Consider the following 15789-nt stretch of genomic DNA (forward strand, 5'->3'; position numbering starts at 1 on the left):
TCACCAGTCCATGTGCATGAACCACAACGCCGCGAAGGCGTCGATGATGATCACCAGCGAGATCGTCTGCACCACGCTGGAGGTGGTGCGCTCGCCGACCGACTGCGCGGTACCCTCGACCTTCAGGCCCTCCAGGCAGCCGATCAGGCCGATCACCAGCGCGAACACCGGCGCCTTCGACAAACCCACCAGCAGGTGCCGCACTTCCATCGTCTCGTGCATGCGCGCGATGTACATCTGCGGCGGGATGTCGAGGTCGAACGCACCGACGGTGATGCCGCCGGCCAGGCCCGCGATCATCGCGATGAAGGTCAGCAAGGGCAGGGTGACCAGCAGCGCCAGCAGTCGCGGCAGCACCAGCAGGTCGACCGGGTCCAGGCCCAGCGTGCGCATCGCATCGATCTCCTCGCGTGCCTTCATCGCGCCGATCTGCGCGGTGAACGCACTGGCGGTACGGCCGGCCAGCACGATCGCGGTCAGCAGCACGGCGAACTCGCGCAGGAAGGCGATGTTGACCAGCTCGACCACGTAGATCTCGGCGCCGAAGTCGCGCAGGATGGTCGAGCCGAGGAACGCGATCACCGCGCCCACCAGGTAGGACAGCAACGCCACCAGCGGCACCGCATCCAGCCCCACCTGTTCCATCTGATGCACGGTGGCGGTCAGCCGGAAACGGCGCGGTTCCTTGACCAGCCGGGCCGCCTTGACCAGGTTCTCGCCGAGGAAACTGCACAGGGCCTTGATGTTGTGGCCAGTGGCGTGGACGCTGACACCCAGCCGCTCCAGTGCCGCCAGCACGCCGAAATCGCGCTTGGCCCTGGGCCGGTCATCGGCCACTTCCTCGATGGTGCATACCAGCGCCTGGTGGTCCGGGCGGAACTGCAGCGCGTCTTCGTGGAGATCGGCGCGATGGGCCACGCGCAGCACCTGCAGCACGCCGGCCGAATCCAGCTGCTCGATGCCGGTGGCATCGATGCCGGTCAGCTTGTCGGGAACGCCGTGCAGGACCTCGGCCGCGGCCAGCGCGGTCTTCAAGGTCCAGGTGCCGGACAGGTGGATCAGGCCCGGGTCATGGGCATCCTGTTCGAGCTGGGGGGCGAGGTTCGGGGTGACGTGGGCCATTCGGGTCGCAGCATAACCGTTCTGTCTTGGGCATCGCGTCGAACTCGGATGAATTTCTCCGGTAAGCCCCTGCCTAGGTAATACTACGGCGCATGTCCGCAGATGCTCACACGATCCCCACGCCCCAGGCCACCTACGCGCAGCGCGTGGCCTTCGTTTCCGAGATCGCCGGACGCCTGCACAGCTATGGCACCACGGCCCAGCGCCTGGAGACGGCGGTGGTGGCACTGGCCCGCCAGCTCGATCTGGATTGTGAACCGTGGTCGAATCCCACCGGTATCATCCTCAGCTTCAGCGACCCGGCGCAGGCCATCGGCTCCAGTGACATCACCCGCGTGATCCGCCTGGCGCCCGGTGAAAACGACCTGCACAAGCTCAGCGTTGCCGACCATATCGCCGAAGAAGTGTCCAACGGGCGGATGAGCATCGCCCAGGGCCACACCGCGCTGCGGCAGCTGGACAAGGATCCGGGCCGGCGCGGCAAGCTGCGCACGATCCTGTCGTTCACCCTGGGCGCGGCTGGCGTGGCCGGCATGTGGAAGCTGCCGTGGCTGGACATCGCCACCGCCGGTGTCATCGGCCTGATGATCGGCCTGCTCGGCATGGTCACCGACCGCCGCCCGGCCACCCGCGAAGCCGCCGAGGCGCTGGCCGCGCTGCTGGCCGGCATGGTTGCCACTCTGGTGGCGTCCTTCATCGGCGCGCTAAACCTCAATACGGTGATCATCGCGTCGCTGGTGGTGCTGCTGCCCGGCATGTCGCTGACCAATGCGGTCAACGAACTGGCCAGCCAGCACTGGGTATCGGGCACCGCGCGCTTTGCCGGCGCGCTGACCACCATCATGAAGCTCAGCGTCGGCGCGATGATCGCGGTGACCCTGGCCGACGTGCTCGGCCTGGACCCGGTGATACGGGCGGCGCGACCGCAGGGACCGTGGGTGGAGTGGGGTTCGCTGCTGACCGCGGCCTTTGCGTTCGCGATGCTGTTCAAGGCCAACCGCCGCGATTACCCGTGGGTGATCGCCGCCTCGGTGGCCGGCTATGCGATCTCCAAGTTCGGTGGCCACGCCTGGGGCGCGCCGGCCGGCATCTTCCTGTCGGCGATGCTGCTGACTGCCGGCGGCAATCTGTTCGGTCGCCTGGTCGGGCGTCCGGGCGCGATCATCCGCCTGCCCGGCATCATCATGATGGTGCCCGGCAGCACCAGCCTGCGCGGTGTGCTGACCCTGGTCCAGCAACAGGATGTCGGCGCCGGCCAGAGCGTGTTCCTCACCGTGCTCAACGTGGTGATGGCGCTGGTCGCCGGCCTGCTGTTCGGCAACCTCCTGATGCCCGCCCGCAAAACCCTGTGATGATGTCGGTGGGTGTGGACCTCGGTCCACACACCGGAGAATGAAAAACGCCGGCGTCCGCCGGCGTTTTTCATTGCATCCCGATCCGGCCTCAGGCCTTCTTGATCAGGAAATCTTCCGGCTTCTTGTTGCCCTTGGCGGTCAGTTCGGCCATCCAGCGCGGCTGCTTGCCACGGCCGGTCCAGGTTTCCTTCGGATTGGCCGGGTTGCGGTATTTCGGTGCCACCTTGCCCAGCTTGCGGCCGGCGGTCTTCGACGGCGCCTTGGCGGCCGGGGCGGCCTTGCGGGCACGCGTGGCCGGGGCGCTGCCGAACAGTTCTTCGATGGTGTAACCCTCGGTCTTGGCCAGCTTGGTCAGCTGGGCCCGGACCTTGGTGATCGGCCGGCGCTTGGCGACGATGGTCTGCTGCTTCTTGGCGGTACGGATCAGGGCGCCCAGCTCGCGTGCTGACAGGCCGGTCAGGTCAATGCTCATTTACGGTTACTCCGGAAACTAATGTGTGGACGGGACAAGCCAGTCCATGGCGTCGGCGGACAGAATAGAGATGAATTAATCACAGCACAAATGCAGGCGGGTCATGGCGTGGCGGCATGCAGACGCCGTCGGGGTGATTTTGACCGGATTATGTCCGCTGCAATATCGGGGAAGGCCGCGGCAGAAAAAAAAGACCGGGGCAGGCCCCGGTCTTTTTGCCGATCAGCCCTGCAGGCGCTGCAGCAGGGAGGCCTTGTCCAGGCTTTCCGCTTCGCTGGCGCGGCGCGAGCGGTATTCGTAGGTGCCGGCGGCCAGGCCACGTTCGCTGACCACCACGCGATGCGGAATGCCGATCAGTTCCATGTCGGCGAACATCGCGCCGGGACGCAGGCCGCGGTCGTCAAGCGCGGCGTCCAGGCCGGCGTCGCGCAGTTCCTGCAGCAGGCTAGCCGCGGCATCGGCCACGGCGGCGTCGCCCTTGGGATTGATCACGCACACCACTACCTGCCACGGCGCCATCGCGTCCGGCCAGATGATGCCCGCCTCGTCATGGTTCTGTTCGATCGCGGCAGCCACAACCCGCGAGATGCCGATGCCGTAGCAGCCCATCGCCATCACCGCTGCCTTGCCGTTCTCGTCCAGCACGGTGGCGTCCAGCGCCTCGGCGTACTTGCGGCCGAGCTGGAACACATGGCCGACCTCGATGCCGCGGGCGATCTTCAGTTCGCCGCCGTCCACGGCACGATCGCCGGCACGCACGTTGCGGATGTCGGCCACTTCCGGTTCAGGCAGGTCGCGGCCCCAGTTGACGCCGGCCAGGTGGAAACCGGCCTCGTTGGCGCCAACGACGAAGTCGGACATCGCCGCCACTTCGCGATCGGCGACCACGCGGATGGCCTTGGCCGGGGCGACCGGGCCGAGGAAGCCCGGTACGCTGCCCAGGTACTCGGCGATCTCCGCTTCGCTGGCGAACCGCTGCTCGTCCAGGCCGGCGACCTTGGCCAGCTTGATCTCGTTGACTTCGTGGTCGCCACGCACCAGCACCAGCACGAACTGCTGGGCCTCGCCTTCGCCGGCGATCAGCGCCACCGACTTCACCGTGCGCTGCAGGTCGATGCCGAGCAGGGCAGCGACGTCCTCGCAGGTCTTCTGGGTGGGGGTATCCACCTTGCGCATCGCTTCGGTGGCGGCGGCACGCGGTGCCGGATCGGCGGCGATCGCCGCTTCCATGTTGGCCGCGTAGTCCGAGCCGGTGGAGAACACCAGCGCGTCCTCGCCCGAATCGGCGATCACGTGGAACTCCTGCGAGGCATCGCCGCCGATCGCGCCGGAGTCTGCCTGCACCATGCGGAAGTCCAGGCCGAGGCGGGTGAAGATGCGGCTGTAGGCCGACTTCATGTTCTCGTATTCGCGCACCAGGCACTCATCGTGCAGGTGGAACGAATAGGCGTCCTTCATCAGGAATTCGCGCGAGCGCATCACGCCGAAGCGCGGGCGGATCTCGTCGCGGAACTTGGTCTGTACCTGGTAGAAATTCACCGGAAGCTGCTTGTAGCTGGACAGCTCGCTGCGCGCGAAGTCGCAGGCGGCTTCTTCGGCGGTCGGGCTGTAGCAGAACACCTGGTCCTTGCGGTCCTTGATCTTCAGCAGCTGCGGGCCGAACTTCTGCCAGCGGCCGGTCTGCTCCCACAGCTCCTTCGGCTGGATGGTCGGGATCTGGAATTCCACCGCACCGGCCCGGTCCATTTCCTCGCGCACGATGCGCTCGACCTTGCGCAGCACGCGCAGGCCCAGCGGCGACCAGGTGTACAGGCCCGATGCCAGCTTGCGGATCATGCCCGCGCGCAGCATCAGCCGATGGCTGGTCAGCTCGGCGTCGCTGGGGGTTTCCTTGGTGGTGTGCAGGTGGAACTGGGAGAGGCGCATCGTCGGCTTCGGATAACGGCAGAGACCTCTATTCTGCCAGCCCGGCCGGGGGGAGGGGTATCGGCAGGGCTGCGCCCTGCACCCGCGGTAGTGCCGGCCGCTGGCCGGCAACCTCAGAAGCAACAGCCGAAGCAACAACGGGTTATGCGGCTCATGCCCCCCAACCGGACCCACCCCGCCTTAGACAGTTTCCTGCGAGCTGTCGAAATGGCTCCCGGGGTCAGATCCGTTTTCCGCAGGAAAACGGATCTGACCCCGGATTCAATTCGAGATCCGACAGATTTCATCCACGCATGGCGTGGATCTACCACCGTCACCGGGAAACTGTCGAAGGCGGGGCGGTGTCGGATTGCGGGGTGTCCGCGGCATGGATGCCGCGGCCAAGCCCCCATGGACGGGTTTACGGCGTCCCCGCAATCCCACACCGCCCCGCCCAACCCCACAGAAAGCCCAGAGCCGGCTGTTGCCCTTGCTGTTGCCTCTGCGGGCGCAGGGCTGCAAGCCCTGCCGATACCCTCACTGTGCTGGGCAGTAAGCCTTGATGGCCGCCTCCGCCAATCCCCTCTGCGCGGTGTGCTGCTCCGGGGTCAACGGGGTATCGGCCTTGCCATCGCCATCGGTGTCCTGCATCACCTGGCCACCGCCGTCCAGCAGGGCCAGGTTGGCCCGGGCCGTGCTGCACTGCTCGGGGACCGGCGCGGCCGGGGCCTCGCTGCTGGCTGCGGCCTGCGGGGTGCGCGCCTGCTCGCGGGTCTCGTACTTCCGGCCCGCCGGCGGGGTCTCCGAGTACTGGGTCACGCCCCGGGCGTCCTTCCATTTGTAGACGGGACCGGCCACGGCGTTGGCACTGACCAACAGCAGCAGGCATCCAAGGCAGGACAGGGCACGCATGGCAGACTCCACGGAATGGGCGCAGAACATCGATTGCAGCATTGGCGCCGACCGCTGGCAAGTCGATTAAACTGGATTCCATGGACCCGATCACACCGCCGCCGCGCTCGCGCACGATTTACCTGCTGCCCAACCTGTTCACCACCGCCGGCCTGTTCGCCGGCTTCTACGCGATCATCGCCGCGGCCAATGGGGATTTCGTCAACGCCAGCATCGCCGTGTTCGTGGCGGCGGTGATGGATGGCCTGGACGGGCGCGTGGCGCGCCTGACCGGCACCAGCAGCGAATTCGGCGTGCAGTACGACTCGCTGGCCGACCTGGTCAGCTTCGGCATGGCCCCGGCGCTGGTGATGTACCACTGGTCGCTGTCGTGGCTGAAGTTCGACGATCCGCTGCTCGGCCGCGTCGGCTGGGCCGTGGCCTTCCTGTATGCGGCCTGCGCGGCACTGCGCCTGGCCCGCTTCAATACCCAGGTGGCGGTGGTCGACAAACGCTGGTTCGTCGGCCTGGCCAGCCCGGCCGCAGCGGGCCTGATGATGTCCTTCGTCTGGGCCTTTGCCGATGGCAACCTGGGCTGGGACGGCAACCAGCTGCGCTATGTGGCGCTGGCGGTGACGATCATCGCTGCGCTGCTGATGGTCAGCCGCATCCGCTTCTGGAGCTTCAAGGGCGGCGGTGCCAAGGGCACCCGTTCGGACCGCGTGCCGTTCCTGGTGCTGGCACTGGTGCCGGTGGCCATCGCCATTGCAGTCATCGACCTGCCGCGCGTGCTGTTCGCGGTCGGCATCCTGTACGCCTTGTCCGGCCCGGTGATGTGGGCCGTGCAGCGCCTGCGCAAGAAAACCGAGGCGGCGTGAGCCAGGACCTGCCCGTGCTGTGGTCCCCGGCCCAGCAGGCCTGGCTGCAGGCCATGGGCTACACCGTCTATCACGACGGCCAGCTTGCGGCCGAGCTGGACGCCGCGCTGCAGTTGAGCGTGGCCGAAGCCGAGGCCAGCGTTGCCCCGCCACACCCGGTGCCGCCGCTGGAGGCGGCGCGCGCACTGCCGGCCAGGCCGGCGCCCGCCACCGGCCAGCAACGCCCGGCACCGCCGCGCCGCGAAACGCCGGTCAGGGCGCCGGACACCGTGCCGGCCGCTGAGCGACCGTTGCCCAGCGGCACCGCGCGGGAACCGGTGGTGCGCCTGCCGGACCGTCTGCAGATCGCGCTGCTGCGCGCGTCCGGCTGCAACCCGAATGACCCGGCCACGCAGGCGCTGATGGACAGCTGGCCGCTGGACCAGCTGCGCCGCGATCCGGCGGCCAAGCGTGCGCTGTGGCCGCAGCTGCGAGCCCTGCGCAAGCGGGGAACGCCATGAGCGCGGTGACCCGGCCCGGTCCGGTCAGCCTGCGCGCGCTGCGCGAGAGCGACCTCAATGCCGTGATGGCGATCGAGCTGCGGGGCTATCCCTTCCCCTGGACCCGCGGCATCTTCATCGACTGCCTGCGCGCCGGCTATCCCGGCCTGGCGATGGAGCGCGATGGCCTGCTGGTCGGCTATGGCGTGCTCAGCATCGCCGCCGATGAAGCGCACGTGCTGAACATCTGCATCGATCCGCTGGCGCAGTCGCGCGGGCTGGGCCGCCAGCTGCTGCGCGCGCTGGTACGGCTGGCCGCCGATCGCGGCGCACAGCGCGTGTTCCTGGAAGTGCGCCCATCCAATACGCCGGCATTGGCGCTGTACCACAGCGAAGGCTTCAACGAGATCGGCCGACGCCCGCGCTACTACCCGGCTGCACAGGGCCGCGAGGATGCGGTGGTGATGGCCATCGAGCTGGTCGACGGCGACCTGCAGGCGATGCCGCCGCTGTGACGGAGAAGGGTTGCCGGCCAGCGGCCGGCACTGCCGATGCGTCGCTCACGCCAGGCGCAACGCCAGCACACCGCCGACGATGAGCACCGCTGCCAGCCAGCGCGCGCGGGGTATCCGTTCGCGCAGCAGGAACACCGAGATCAGCAGCGCGAACAGGATCGAGGATTCGCGCAGCGCCGAGACCATCGCCACCGGCACCTGCGTCATGGCCCACAGCGCCATCGCATAGGAGGCGGTGGTGCCGACGCCGCCGGCCAGCCCCAGCGGCCAATGCTGCCGTGCATAGTGCAGCACCGCGCTGCCGCGCGTGTACACCGCCCACAGCGGCAGCGGGATGCCCGACAGCAGGAACAACCACAACGTGTAGCTGAGCGCGTTGCCGGACTGGCGTGCGCCGTGCGCGTCGACCAGCGTGTAGGTGGCGATCATCGCTGCGGTCAGCAGCGGCAGTCGCAGTTGGCCGCGCCGTGCACCCAGCGCCATGCACAGGATGCCGGTGCTTACCAGCACCACCCCGAGCCAGGCTGCCGCCGGCAGCGTCTCACCCAGCAGCGTGCCCGCCAGTGCGACCAGGATCGGCGCGCAGCCACGCATCAGCGGATAGGCCAGGCTCATGTCGACCTGCTGGTAACAGCGCGCGACCAATCCGTAGTAGGTCACCTGCAGCAGCACCGACGCGGCCAGCCAGGGCCAGCTGTGCGCGGCCGGGAACGGCAGCAGGGGCAGCGCAGCGGCGGACAGCAGCGCTGCGCTTCCGGTAACCAGCACCGTGCCGAGGAACTTGTCCGGCCCGCGTTTGACGATCGCGTTCCAGCTGGCATGCAGCGCCGCGGCAGCGAGGACCAGCAGGAAGATGGAAATCGGCATCCGGTGATGATGCCATGCGAGAGAAATGCAGAGTCGAGCCATGCTCGACTGCTGTCATGCGTCGAGCACCGCTCGACTCTACAGAAGGAAACGCCGGGCAGTGCCCGGCGTTTCCCTGCGGCGGTTACAGCTTCGCGCGCTGCTCGCGCAGGCCGGCCAGCTGGGTGTTCCAGTCGACCAGGCGCACGCGTTCCTGCTCGACCACCGCCGGCGGCACCTTGTCGGTGAACCTGGCCAGCTTGGTCTCGCTCTTTTCCTGTTCGCCTTCCACGCGCTTGATTTCCTTGTCCAGGCGCGCACGCTCGGCATCAAGATCGACCAGGCCTTCCAGCGGCACCAGCAGCTTCAGCTCGCCCACGATCGCGGCGGCAGCCGGCGGCGCGCTTTCGCCTTCGGCCAGCCACTGGATGCTGTCCAGCTTCAGCAGGAACGACAGCGAGGCGCTGAAGCGCTCGATGCGCACCCGGTCCTGCGCCAGGCCGGCCTGCAGGCGCAGCGGCACCTGCCTGGACGGCGCGACGTTCAGTTCGCTGCGCACGCGACGCACCGCACTGATCACCGCCTTCAGCCATTCCACGTCGGCCTCGGCCTGGGCGAAATCGCCCTCGAACTCGGCGGCGGTGGGGTACGGGCGCAACGACAGCGTGGTTTCGGCCAGGCCCAGGCGCGGCGCCAGCTGCTGCCACAGCTGTTCGGTGATGAACGGCGTCAGCGGGTGCAGCAGGCGCAGCAGCGCTTCCAGCACGTACAGCAGGGTGTGGCGGGTGCTCTCGGCGTCGGCGGCGTCGGCGCCGTTCAGCGCCGGCTTGCTCAGTTCCAGGAACCAGTCGCAGAACGCGTTCCAGGCGAATTCGTACAGGCACTGCGCCAGCAGGTCGAAACGATAGGCGGCGAAATGGCCCTGTGCCTCGGCGGTGGTGGCGGCCAGGCGCGCGAGGATCCAGCGCTCGGCATCGGTGCGCGGCTTCGGCACGCCGGTGAACGCAGCACCTTCGGTGTTCATCAGCGCGAAGCGGCTGGCGTTCCACAGCTTGTTGCAGAAGTTCTTGTAACCCTCGGCGCGGTTCATGTCGAACTTGATGTCGCGGCCGTGGGTGGCCAGCGCGGCGATGGTGAAGCGCAGCGCATCGGCGCCGTGGGCCGCAATGCCGTCCGGGAATTCCCTGCGGGTGGCCTTCTCGATCTTCTCTACCATCTTCGGCTGCATCAGGCCGCCGGTGCGCTTGGCGACCAGGTCGTCGATGCTGATGCCGTCGATGATGTCCAGCGGGTCGAGCACGTTGCCCTTGCTCTTGGACATCTTCTGGCCTTGGCCGTCGCGGATCAGGCCGGTGAAGTAGACGTCCTTGAACGGGATCTTCCCGACCAGGTTGTCGGTGGCCATGATCATGCGCGCCACCCAGAAGAAGATGATGTCGAAGCCGGTGATCAGCACCGACGACGGCAGGTAGCGGTCGAAGCCGCGCTCGGCCATGGCCTGTTCGTTGGGCCAGCCCAGGGTGGAGAACGGCCACAGCTGCGAAGAGAACCAGGTCTCCAGCACGTCGCTTTCCTGGTTCAGCACCACCTCGCTGCCCAGGTTGTGCTTTGCCCGCACCTCCTCTTCGCTGCGGCCGACGTAGCAGGTGCCGGTAGCGGCGTCGAACCACGCCGGAATGCGATGGCCCCACCACAGCTGGCGGCTGATGCACCAGTCCTGGATGTTGTTCATCCAGTGGCGGTAGGTGTTGATCCAGTTCGGCGGCACGAAGGCAATGCTTCCGTCCTCGACCAGTTCCAGGCCACGCCTGGCCAGCTCGTCCATCTTCACGAACCACTGGTCGGTCAGGTACGGCTCGATCACCTGGCCGGTACGGTCGCCGCGCGGCACCTGCAGCTTGTGCGCCTTGGTTTCGACCAGGATGCCGAGGTCTTCCAGTTCGGCCAGTACGGCCTTGCGCGCGTCATAACGGTCCAGGCCCTGGAAGCGCTCGGGCGCGTTCTCGTTCAGCGCCGCCACCGGGGTGAACAGGTTGATCATCGGCAGGCTGTGGCGCACGCCGACTTCATAGTCATTGAAATCATGGGCCGGGGTGACCTTGACCACGCCGGTGCCGAACGCGCGGTCCACGTACTCGTCGGCAATCACCGGCACGCGGCGGCCGGTCAGCGGCAGCACCACGCTCTTGCCGATCAGGTGCGCGTAGCGCGCATCTTCCGGGTGCACCATCACCGCGGTATCGCCCAGCAGGGTTTCCGGGCGGGTGGTGGCGACCACCAGGTAGTCGCGGGTTTCGCGCAGGGTTTCCACGCCGTCGGCATCGCGCTCGACGTGCTCGTAGCTCAGGCCTTCATCGAGCGTGTAGGCGATCGACCACAGGAAGCCATCTTCCTCGGCGCTCTCCACCTCCAGGTCGGAAATGGCGGTCTTCAGCACCGGGTCCCAGTTGACCAGGCGCTGGCCGCGGTAGATCAGGCCCTGCTCGTACCAGCGCACGAACGCTTCGTTGACCGCCGCCGACGGCTGCGGGTCCATGGTGAAAGTGCTGCGCGACCAGTCGGCGGAGGTGCCGAGGCGACGCATCTGGCGCTCGATGGTGTCGCCGGACTGCTGCTTCCACTCCCAGACCTTGCCGATGAAGCCTTCGCGGCCCAGCGAGTCGCGGGTCTCGCCCTTGCCTTCCAGCGCCAGGTTGCGGCTGACCACCATTTCGGTGGCGATGCCGGCGTGGTCGGTACCGACCTGCCACAGCGTGTCGTAGCCGCGCATGCGGTGGTAGCGCACCAGCGCATCCATCAGGGTCTGCTGGAACGCGTGGCCCATGTGCAGCGTGCCGGTCACGTTCGGCGGCGGCAGCAGGATGGTGTACGGCTCGCCCGTGCCGGACGGCTTGAAGTGGCCGGCCTTCTCCCAGGCCTCGTAGAGGTCGGTCTCGAAGGACGTCGGGTCGTAGCTGGAGGCGAGTTGGGTCATGCGGGGGAACCAGGAGGTAATCGTTGAAGGATCAGGGCACGGCGGCGGCCCATCAAGGGGGCCGGGGCGCGCTTACATGTCGTGCTTGTTCAGGTCGTAACCGGCCGCCTTGTACTGGCGCCAGCGCTCGCGCAGCGGTTCGCGCGCTTCCGGATCGGCCGGAACCACTTCCAGCACGCGCTCGCACTGGCCCAGCCAGGGCGCGTCGCGCAGGTTGATCACCAGCGGACGCGCCGGTGCCTCGGTGCCGGGCACGGCGATCAGCACCAGGGCTTCTTCCTCGTCCATGTCTTCCCCGGCAATCTGGTGCGGGATGTAGGCATCGTTGTCGAAGGCCCACAGCAGCTCGTCCAGCTCCTCGGCCTGGGCCTGGTCGCGGGCCAGTACCAGGGTGAACAGCCCGGCGTCGTTGGCCTTGCGCGCCAGTTCGCAGACCAGGCGCAGGGGCTCGGTCAGGAAGCGGGGCTTGGCGATCAGGTAGAAGTCGGCGCGGGGCATGGCAGGGTCCGGGTCAGGCAGGGGCCCGGCAGTGCCGGGCGAGGCCCCGGCCGGCGTCTGCCGGCCAGGGTCGGGTACGGCATCAGGCGCGGGCGACCTGGTCCAGCAGCCACTGGCTCAGCAGGCCGACCGGGCGGCCGGTGGCCATGCCGCGCTTGCCTTCATCGCTGGCCACGCCGGCGATGTCCAGGTGGGCCCAGCGCTGGCCTTCGGTGAAGCGCGACAGGAAGCAGCCGGCGGTGATCGCGCCGGCCCAGCGGCCGCCGATGTTGTAGACGTCGGCGAAGGTCGAATCCAGCATCGGCTGGTATTCGTCCCACAGCGGCAGGCGCCAGGCGCGGTCGAACACCTGCTCGCCGGCGGCCAGCAGCTCGCTGGCCAGGTCGTCGTGCTTGCTCATCAGGCCGGCGGTCTGGTGGCCCAGGGCGACCATGCAGGCACCGGTCAGGGTGGCGACGTCGACCAGCGCGGCCGGTTCGAAGCGCTGCGCGTAGGTCAGTGCGTCGCACAGGATCAGGCGGCCTTCGGCGTCGGTGTTGCCGACTTCGATGGTCTTGCCCGACATCGAGGTGATCACGTCGGACGGACGGTAGGCGTTGCCGTCGATGGCGTTTTCCACCGCCGGCACCACCACCACCAGGTTCAGCGGCAGCTTGGCCTTGACCGCCGCGACGAAGGTGCCGATGACGTTGGCGCCACCGCACATGTCGTACTTCATCTCTTCGATGCCGCCCTGAGTCTTCAGGTTGACGCCACCGGTATCGAAGGTGATGCCCTTGCCGACCAGCACATAGGGCTTGGCGTCGCCGCCATTGTTCCACTTCAGCACGACCAGGCGCGGGCGGTTGGCCGAACCACGGGCCACCGCCAGCAGCGAGCCCATGCCCAGCGCTTCCATCTGGTGCTCGTCGAGGATCTCGGCTTCGGCACCGTCGTGCTCGCCGGCGAACTTCACGCCGACCTCGGCCAGGTAGGCCGGGGTGCAGTAGTTCGGCGGCAGGTTGCCCAGTTCGCGGGCGAACTCGACACCGGCAGCGATCGCCTGGCCCTGGGCCAGCGCCTGGGCGTCGTCACCGGCAATGGCGAGCTGGGCCAGGCCGGCATCGTCGGCCTTCTTCTTGCCCAGGGTGGCGGTGTAGCGATACGCGGCGTGATCGGCGGCGATCACCGCCTGGCGGATCGCCCAGGCCGCATCGCGGTCCTTCACGGCCACTTCGGACAGGGTGAACAGCGCGCTGCGGGCGGCACCGGCCTTCAGCGCGCGCACCGCATCGCCCACGGCCTTCAGGTACTGCGGCACGCCGAAGCGGGCGGCGTCGCCCAGGCCGACCACCAGCACGCGCGGCGCGGTCACGCCCGGCAAGTCGTGCAGCAGGGTGGTCGCGCCGGTCTTGCCGGACAGGTCGCCACGCTGGGCCAGAGCGGCCAGGCGGCCACCGCTGGCGGCGTCCAGGGCCTGCGCGGCCGGGGTCAGGGTATGGTCGGCATACGCACCGACCACCAGGCAATCAACGGTGGCGGCGGCCGGAGCAACGTGGTTCAGGGTGAATTCGAGGGCCATTGAGCAGATTCCATTGGCGAGTCCGTACAATCGCAGGCCGTTTACGCCCAGACAGTAGACTGGGCGGCACCGCGAACGAACCCCAGAGTTTAAACCACCGCCCCATGCTGAAGCTCGACCGATACCTGCTGGGCGATTTCGTCCAGAGTTTCCTGGCTACCCTGATCGTCCTGCTGGTGGTCAGCGTGGGCGGCGTGCTGGTGGACATCCTCGGCAACATCGCCGACGGGCGCCTGCCGGCCAAGCTGCTGTTCTCGCAGCTGGGCCTGCAGTTCATCGCCTACCTGCCGCTGATCCTGCCGCTGGCGCTGATGCTGGGCCTGCTGCTGGCCATTGCCCGCCTGTACCGCGACTCGGAGATGGCGGTCATCACCGCGATCGGGGTGGGCCCCAAGCGGCTGCTGCGGCCGCTGCTGATGCTGGTGGTGCCGGTGGTGCTGCTGGTCGGCGCCTGCTCGCTGTGGCTGGGCCCGTGGGCCGGCCGGGTGGCCGAGCAGATGATCATCGAGGCCAACCGCAGCGTGCTGATGGCCGGCCTGGAGCCGGGCCGTTTCACGCCGCTGCCCAACGGCGGCGTGGTCTACCTGTCCTCGATCTCGCCCGACGGCACCCAGCTGGGCAAGGTGTTCCTGCAGCGGCAGAAGGACGACCGCCTGGAAGTGGTGTCGGCCAACAGCGGCCGCATGTACTTCGAGGGCACCCGCCAGCGTTTCCTGGAGCTGGATGATGGCCACCAGGTGGAGGGGCCGGTGGCCGGGGCGCTCGATTACCGGCTGGCGACCTTTGCCCGCAACGACGTGGCCCTGCCCGACGGCGCGCAGACCCGCACCGAGGACGACCCGGAACTGATGCCCACCCTGCAGCTGATCGGCGATGCGCGCCCGCAGGCGCAGGCGCAGCTGCATCGCCGCCTGGCACCGCCGCTGATCGCGCTCGCCTTCGCCCTGCTGACCGTGCCGCTGGGCCGCAGTTCGCCGCGCCAGCAGCGTTATGGCCGCATGATGCTGGCCCTGATGGCCTACATGGTGGGTACCAACCTGATGTTCATCGGCAGTGGCTGGATCGCCAACGGCAAGATTCCGGCCGCGCTTGGCCTGTGGTGGTTGACGGTGCCGCTGCTGGCGCTGGCGATCTGGATGTATGTACGTGATGGCCGCCTGGGCCGCCCGAAGGGAGCCCGCGCATGAGGCTGCGCCCGATGCGTTTCGACCTGTACCTGGGTCGCTCGGTGTTCACCACGGTGCTGCTGACCTGGGCGGTGCTGGTCGGCCTGGACGTGGTGATGGCCTTCTCCGGCGAGTTCAAGGACATCGGCAAGAACGGCTATACGCTGGGCCATGCCGCTGCCTGGGTGCTGTACACGGTGCCGCGCCGCGCCTACACGATGTTCCCGACCGCCGCGGTGATCGGTGCACTGATGGGCCTGGGCCAGCTGGCGGCGACCTCGGAGCTGACCGCCCTGCGTGCGCTGGGCCTGTCGCGCAAGCGCCTGAGCGTGTCGGTGGCGATCGCGCTGTCGCTGCTGACCGCGGTGATGGTGCTCAGCGCCGAGACGCTGGGCCCGTGGGGCCAGGACCGCGCCGACGCACTGAAGTCCAGCGCCAAGTGGGGCCGTGACATCTCCACCACCCGGTACTCGGGGCTGTGGGCGCGCGAAGGCGACACCTTCCTCAACGCCCAGAGCGGCGAGGAGCAGCTGGTGGGCGACAAGGGCACGCGGCTGATCCTGCGCGACGTGCGCCTGTACCGGATCGCCGAAGACGGCAACATCGCCTCGCTGACCCATGCGGCCACGGCCGAGCATGACAAGGACGGCTGGGTGCTGACCGGTGTGCGCCGCGATACCTTCGGCGAGCGCTCGGCCACCCGCCAGGAAGTGGCGCGTGAGCCGTGGAACTCGAAGCTGGATGCGGCGGCGCTGGCCACCGGCATCGCCAAGCCGCGCAATCTCAGCGTGGCCGAGCTGAGCACCAGCATCGCCTACCGCCAGCGCAACGGGCTGGATGCGCGTGATTTCGAGGATGTGTACTGGAGCCGCTGGTTCTACCCGGTGAACGTGCTGGCGCTGTGCCTGGCGGCGGTGCCGTTCGCGTTCGGGTCGCTGCGCAGTGGCGGCATGGGCAAGCGCCTGTTCCTGGGCATTCTGTTCGCGCTGGGCTTCTGGCTGCTGCAGCTGTTCTTCGGTCGCATGGCCGGCGCGCTGAAGTTCGATTACCGCATTGCCTATGCGCTGCCGCCGATCGTCATGCTGGCCGTGTCCGGACTGTTGTTCCGGCGCAAATCGGGCTGACCC

14 protein-coding genes are annotated in these 15789 nt (G+C 68.1%); 6 read left to right on the forward strand and 8 right to left on the reverse strand.

All coding sequences use genetic code 11. The features are described 5' to 3' along the window. Positions 1-1122: an MlaE family ABC transporter permease gene (locus BLS66_RS07300; protein WP_049465308.1), complete on the reverse strand. Its 1122-nt coding sequence runs from the start codon at positions 1120-1122 to the stop codon at positions 1-3. Positions 1123-1214: 92 nt separating this feature from the next. On the opposite strand from BLS66_RS07300, the gene BLS66_RS07305 reads away from it, so the two are divergent. Continuing rightward, entirely contained in the window at positions 1215-2474 is a 1260-nt protein-coding gene (locus BLS66_RS07305; protein ID WP_046428410.1) for a threonine/serine exporter family protein, read from the forward strand. A 91-nt stretch (positions 2475-2565) separates the two neighbouring features. Here the strand turns inward: BLS66_RS07305 and BLS66_RS07310 are convergent, their stop codons facing one another. From BLS66_RS07310 to BLS66_RS07320, 3 genes are all read right to left on the reverse strand, one after another. After that, the gene (locus BLS66_RS07310) at positions 2566-2949 is read right to left on the reverse strand and encodes an H-NS histone family protein (protein WP_010480700.1); all 384 of its coding nucleotides are present in this window, start codon (positions 2947-2949) and stop codon (positions 2566-2568) included. A gap of 222 nt (positions 2950-3171) precedes the next feature. Next, positions 3172-4875 (reverse strand): proline--tRNA ligase, encoded by a 1704-nt coding sequence (locus tag BLS66_RS07315; protein ID WP_064237611.1) that lies wholly within the window; start codon positions 4873-4875, stop codon positions 3172-3174. A gap of 516 nt (positions 4876-5391) precedes the next feature. After that, complete coding sequence (locus tag BLS66_RS07320) at positions 5392-5766, reverse strand: DUF4124 domain-containing protein (protein ID WP_064239604.1); 375 nt, start codon at positions 5764-5766, stop codon at positions 5392-5394. Between the two features lie 80 nt (positions 5767-5846). On the opposite strand from BLS66_RS07320, the gene pssA reads away from it, so the two are divergent. From pssA to rimI, 3 genes are read left to right on the forward strand one after another with little or no spacing between them, the layout of a single operon-like run. Beyond that, positions 5847-6623 carry a CDP-diacylglycerol--serine O-phosphatidyltransferase gene (pssA, locus tag BLS66_RS07325; RefSeq protein WP_049465105.1) on the forward strand — a complete coding sequence of 259 codons (777 nt, stop codon included), beginning with the start codon at positions 5847-5849 and terminating at the stop codon, positions 6621-6623. Continuing rightward, positions 6620-7123, forward strand: a complete 504-nt coding sequence (locus tag BLS66_RS07330; protein WP_057494127.1) for a hypothetical protein — start codon at positions 6620-6622, stop codon at positions 7121-7123. Before pssA ends, BLS66_RS07330 begins: the two co-directional genes overlap by 4 nt. After that, positions 7120-7617, forward strand: coding sequence for a ribosomal protein S18-alanine N-acetyltransferase (gene rimI, locus BLS66_RS07335; protein WP_053462112.1), 498 nt, complete (start codon positions 7120-7122; stop codon positions 7615-7617). The genes BLS66_RS07330 and rimI overlap by 4 nt, the downstream gene beginning before the upstream one ends. A 45-nt stretch (positions 7618-7662) precedes the next feature. Here the strand turns inward: rimI and BLS66_RS07340 are convergent, their stop codons facing one another. The 4 genes from BLS66_RS07340 to BLS66_RS07355 all read right to left on the reverse strand — a co-directional run bounded on the left by BLS66_RS07340 (position 7663) and on the right by BLS66_RS07355 (position 13496). Next, complete coding sequence (locus BLS66_RS07340) at positions 7663-8484, reverse strand: EamA family transporter (protein ID WP_074725543.1); 822 nt, start codon at positions 8482-8484, stop codon at positions 7663-7665. Positions 8485-8608: 124 nt separating this feature from the next. Further along, entirely contained in the window at positions 8609-11437 is a 2829-nt protein-coding gene (locus BLS66_RS07345; RefSeq protein ID WP_074725544.1) for a valine--tRNA ligase, read from the reverse strand. Between the two features lie 72 nt (positions 11438-11509). Then, positions 11510-11935 (reverse strand): DNA polymerase III subunit chi, encoded by a 426-nt coding sequence (locus BLS66_RS07350; protein ID WP_049418512.1) that lies wholly within the window; start codon positions 11933-11935, stop codon positions 11510-11512. A gap of 82 nt (positions 11936-12017) precedes the next feature. Next, positions 12018-13496 (reverse strand): leucyl aminopeptidase, encoded by a 1479-nt coding sequence (locus tag BLS66_RS07355; protein WP_053462115.1) that lies wholly within the window; start codon positions 13494-13496, stop codon positions 12018-12020. Between the two features lie 104 nt (positions 13497-13600). Between BLS66_RS07355 and lptF the strand changes: the two genes are divergently transcribed. Together lptF and lptG are read left to right on the forward strand one after the other, a co-directional pair. Next, positions 13601-14683, forward strand: a complete 1083-nt coding sequence (lptF, locus tag BLS66_RS07360) for an LPS export ABC transporter permease LptF (protein WP_049465119.1) — start codon at positions 13601-13603, stop codon at positions 14681-14683. Beyond that, entirely contained in the window at positions 14680-15786 is a 1107-nt protein-coding gene (gene lptG, locus BLS66_RS07365) for an LPS export ABC transporter permease LptG (RefSeq protein WP_074725545.1), read from the forward strand. Before lptF ends, lptG begins: the two co-directional genes overlap by 4 nt. Positions 15787-15789 lie beyond the last annotated feature (3 nt).

This window comes from Stenotrophomonas pavanii, assembly GCF_900101175.1.
In the GTDB taxonomy this organism is placed as follows: Bacteria; Pseudomonadota; Gammaproteobacteria; order Xanthomonadales; family Xanthomonadaceae; genus Stenotrophomonas; species Stenotrophomonas pavanii.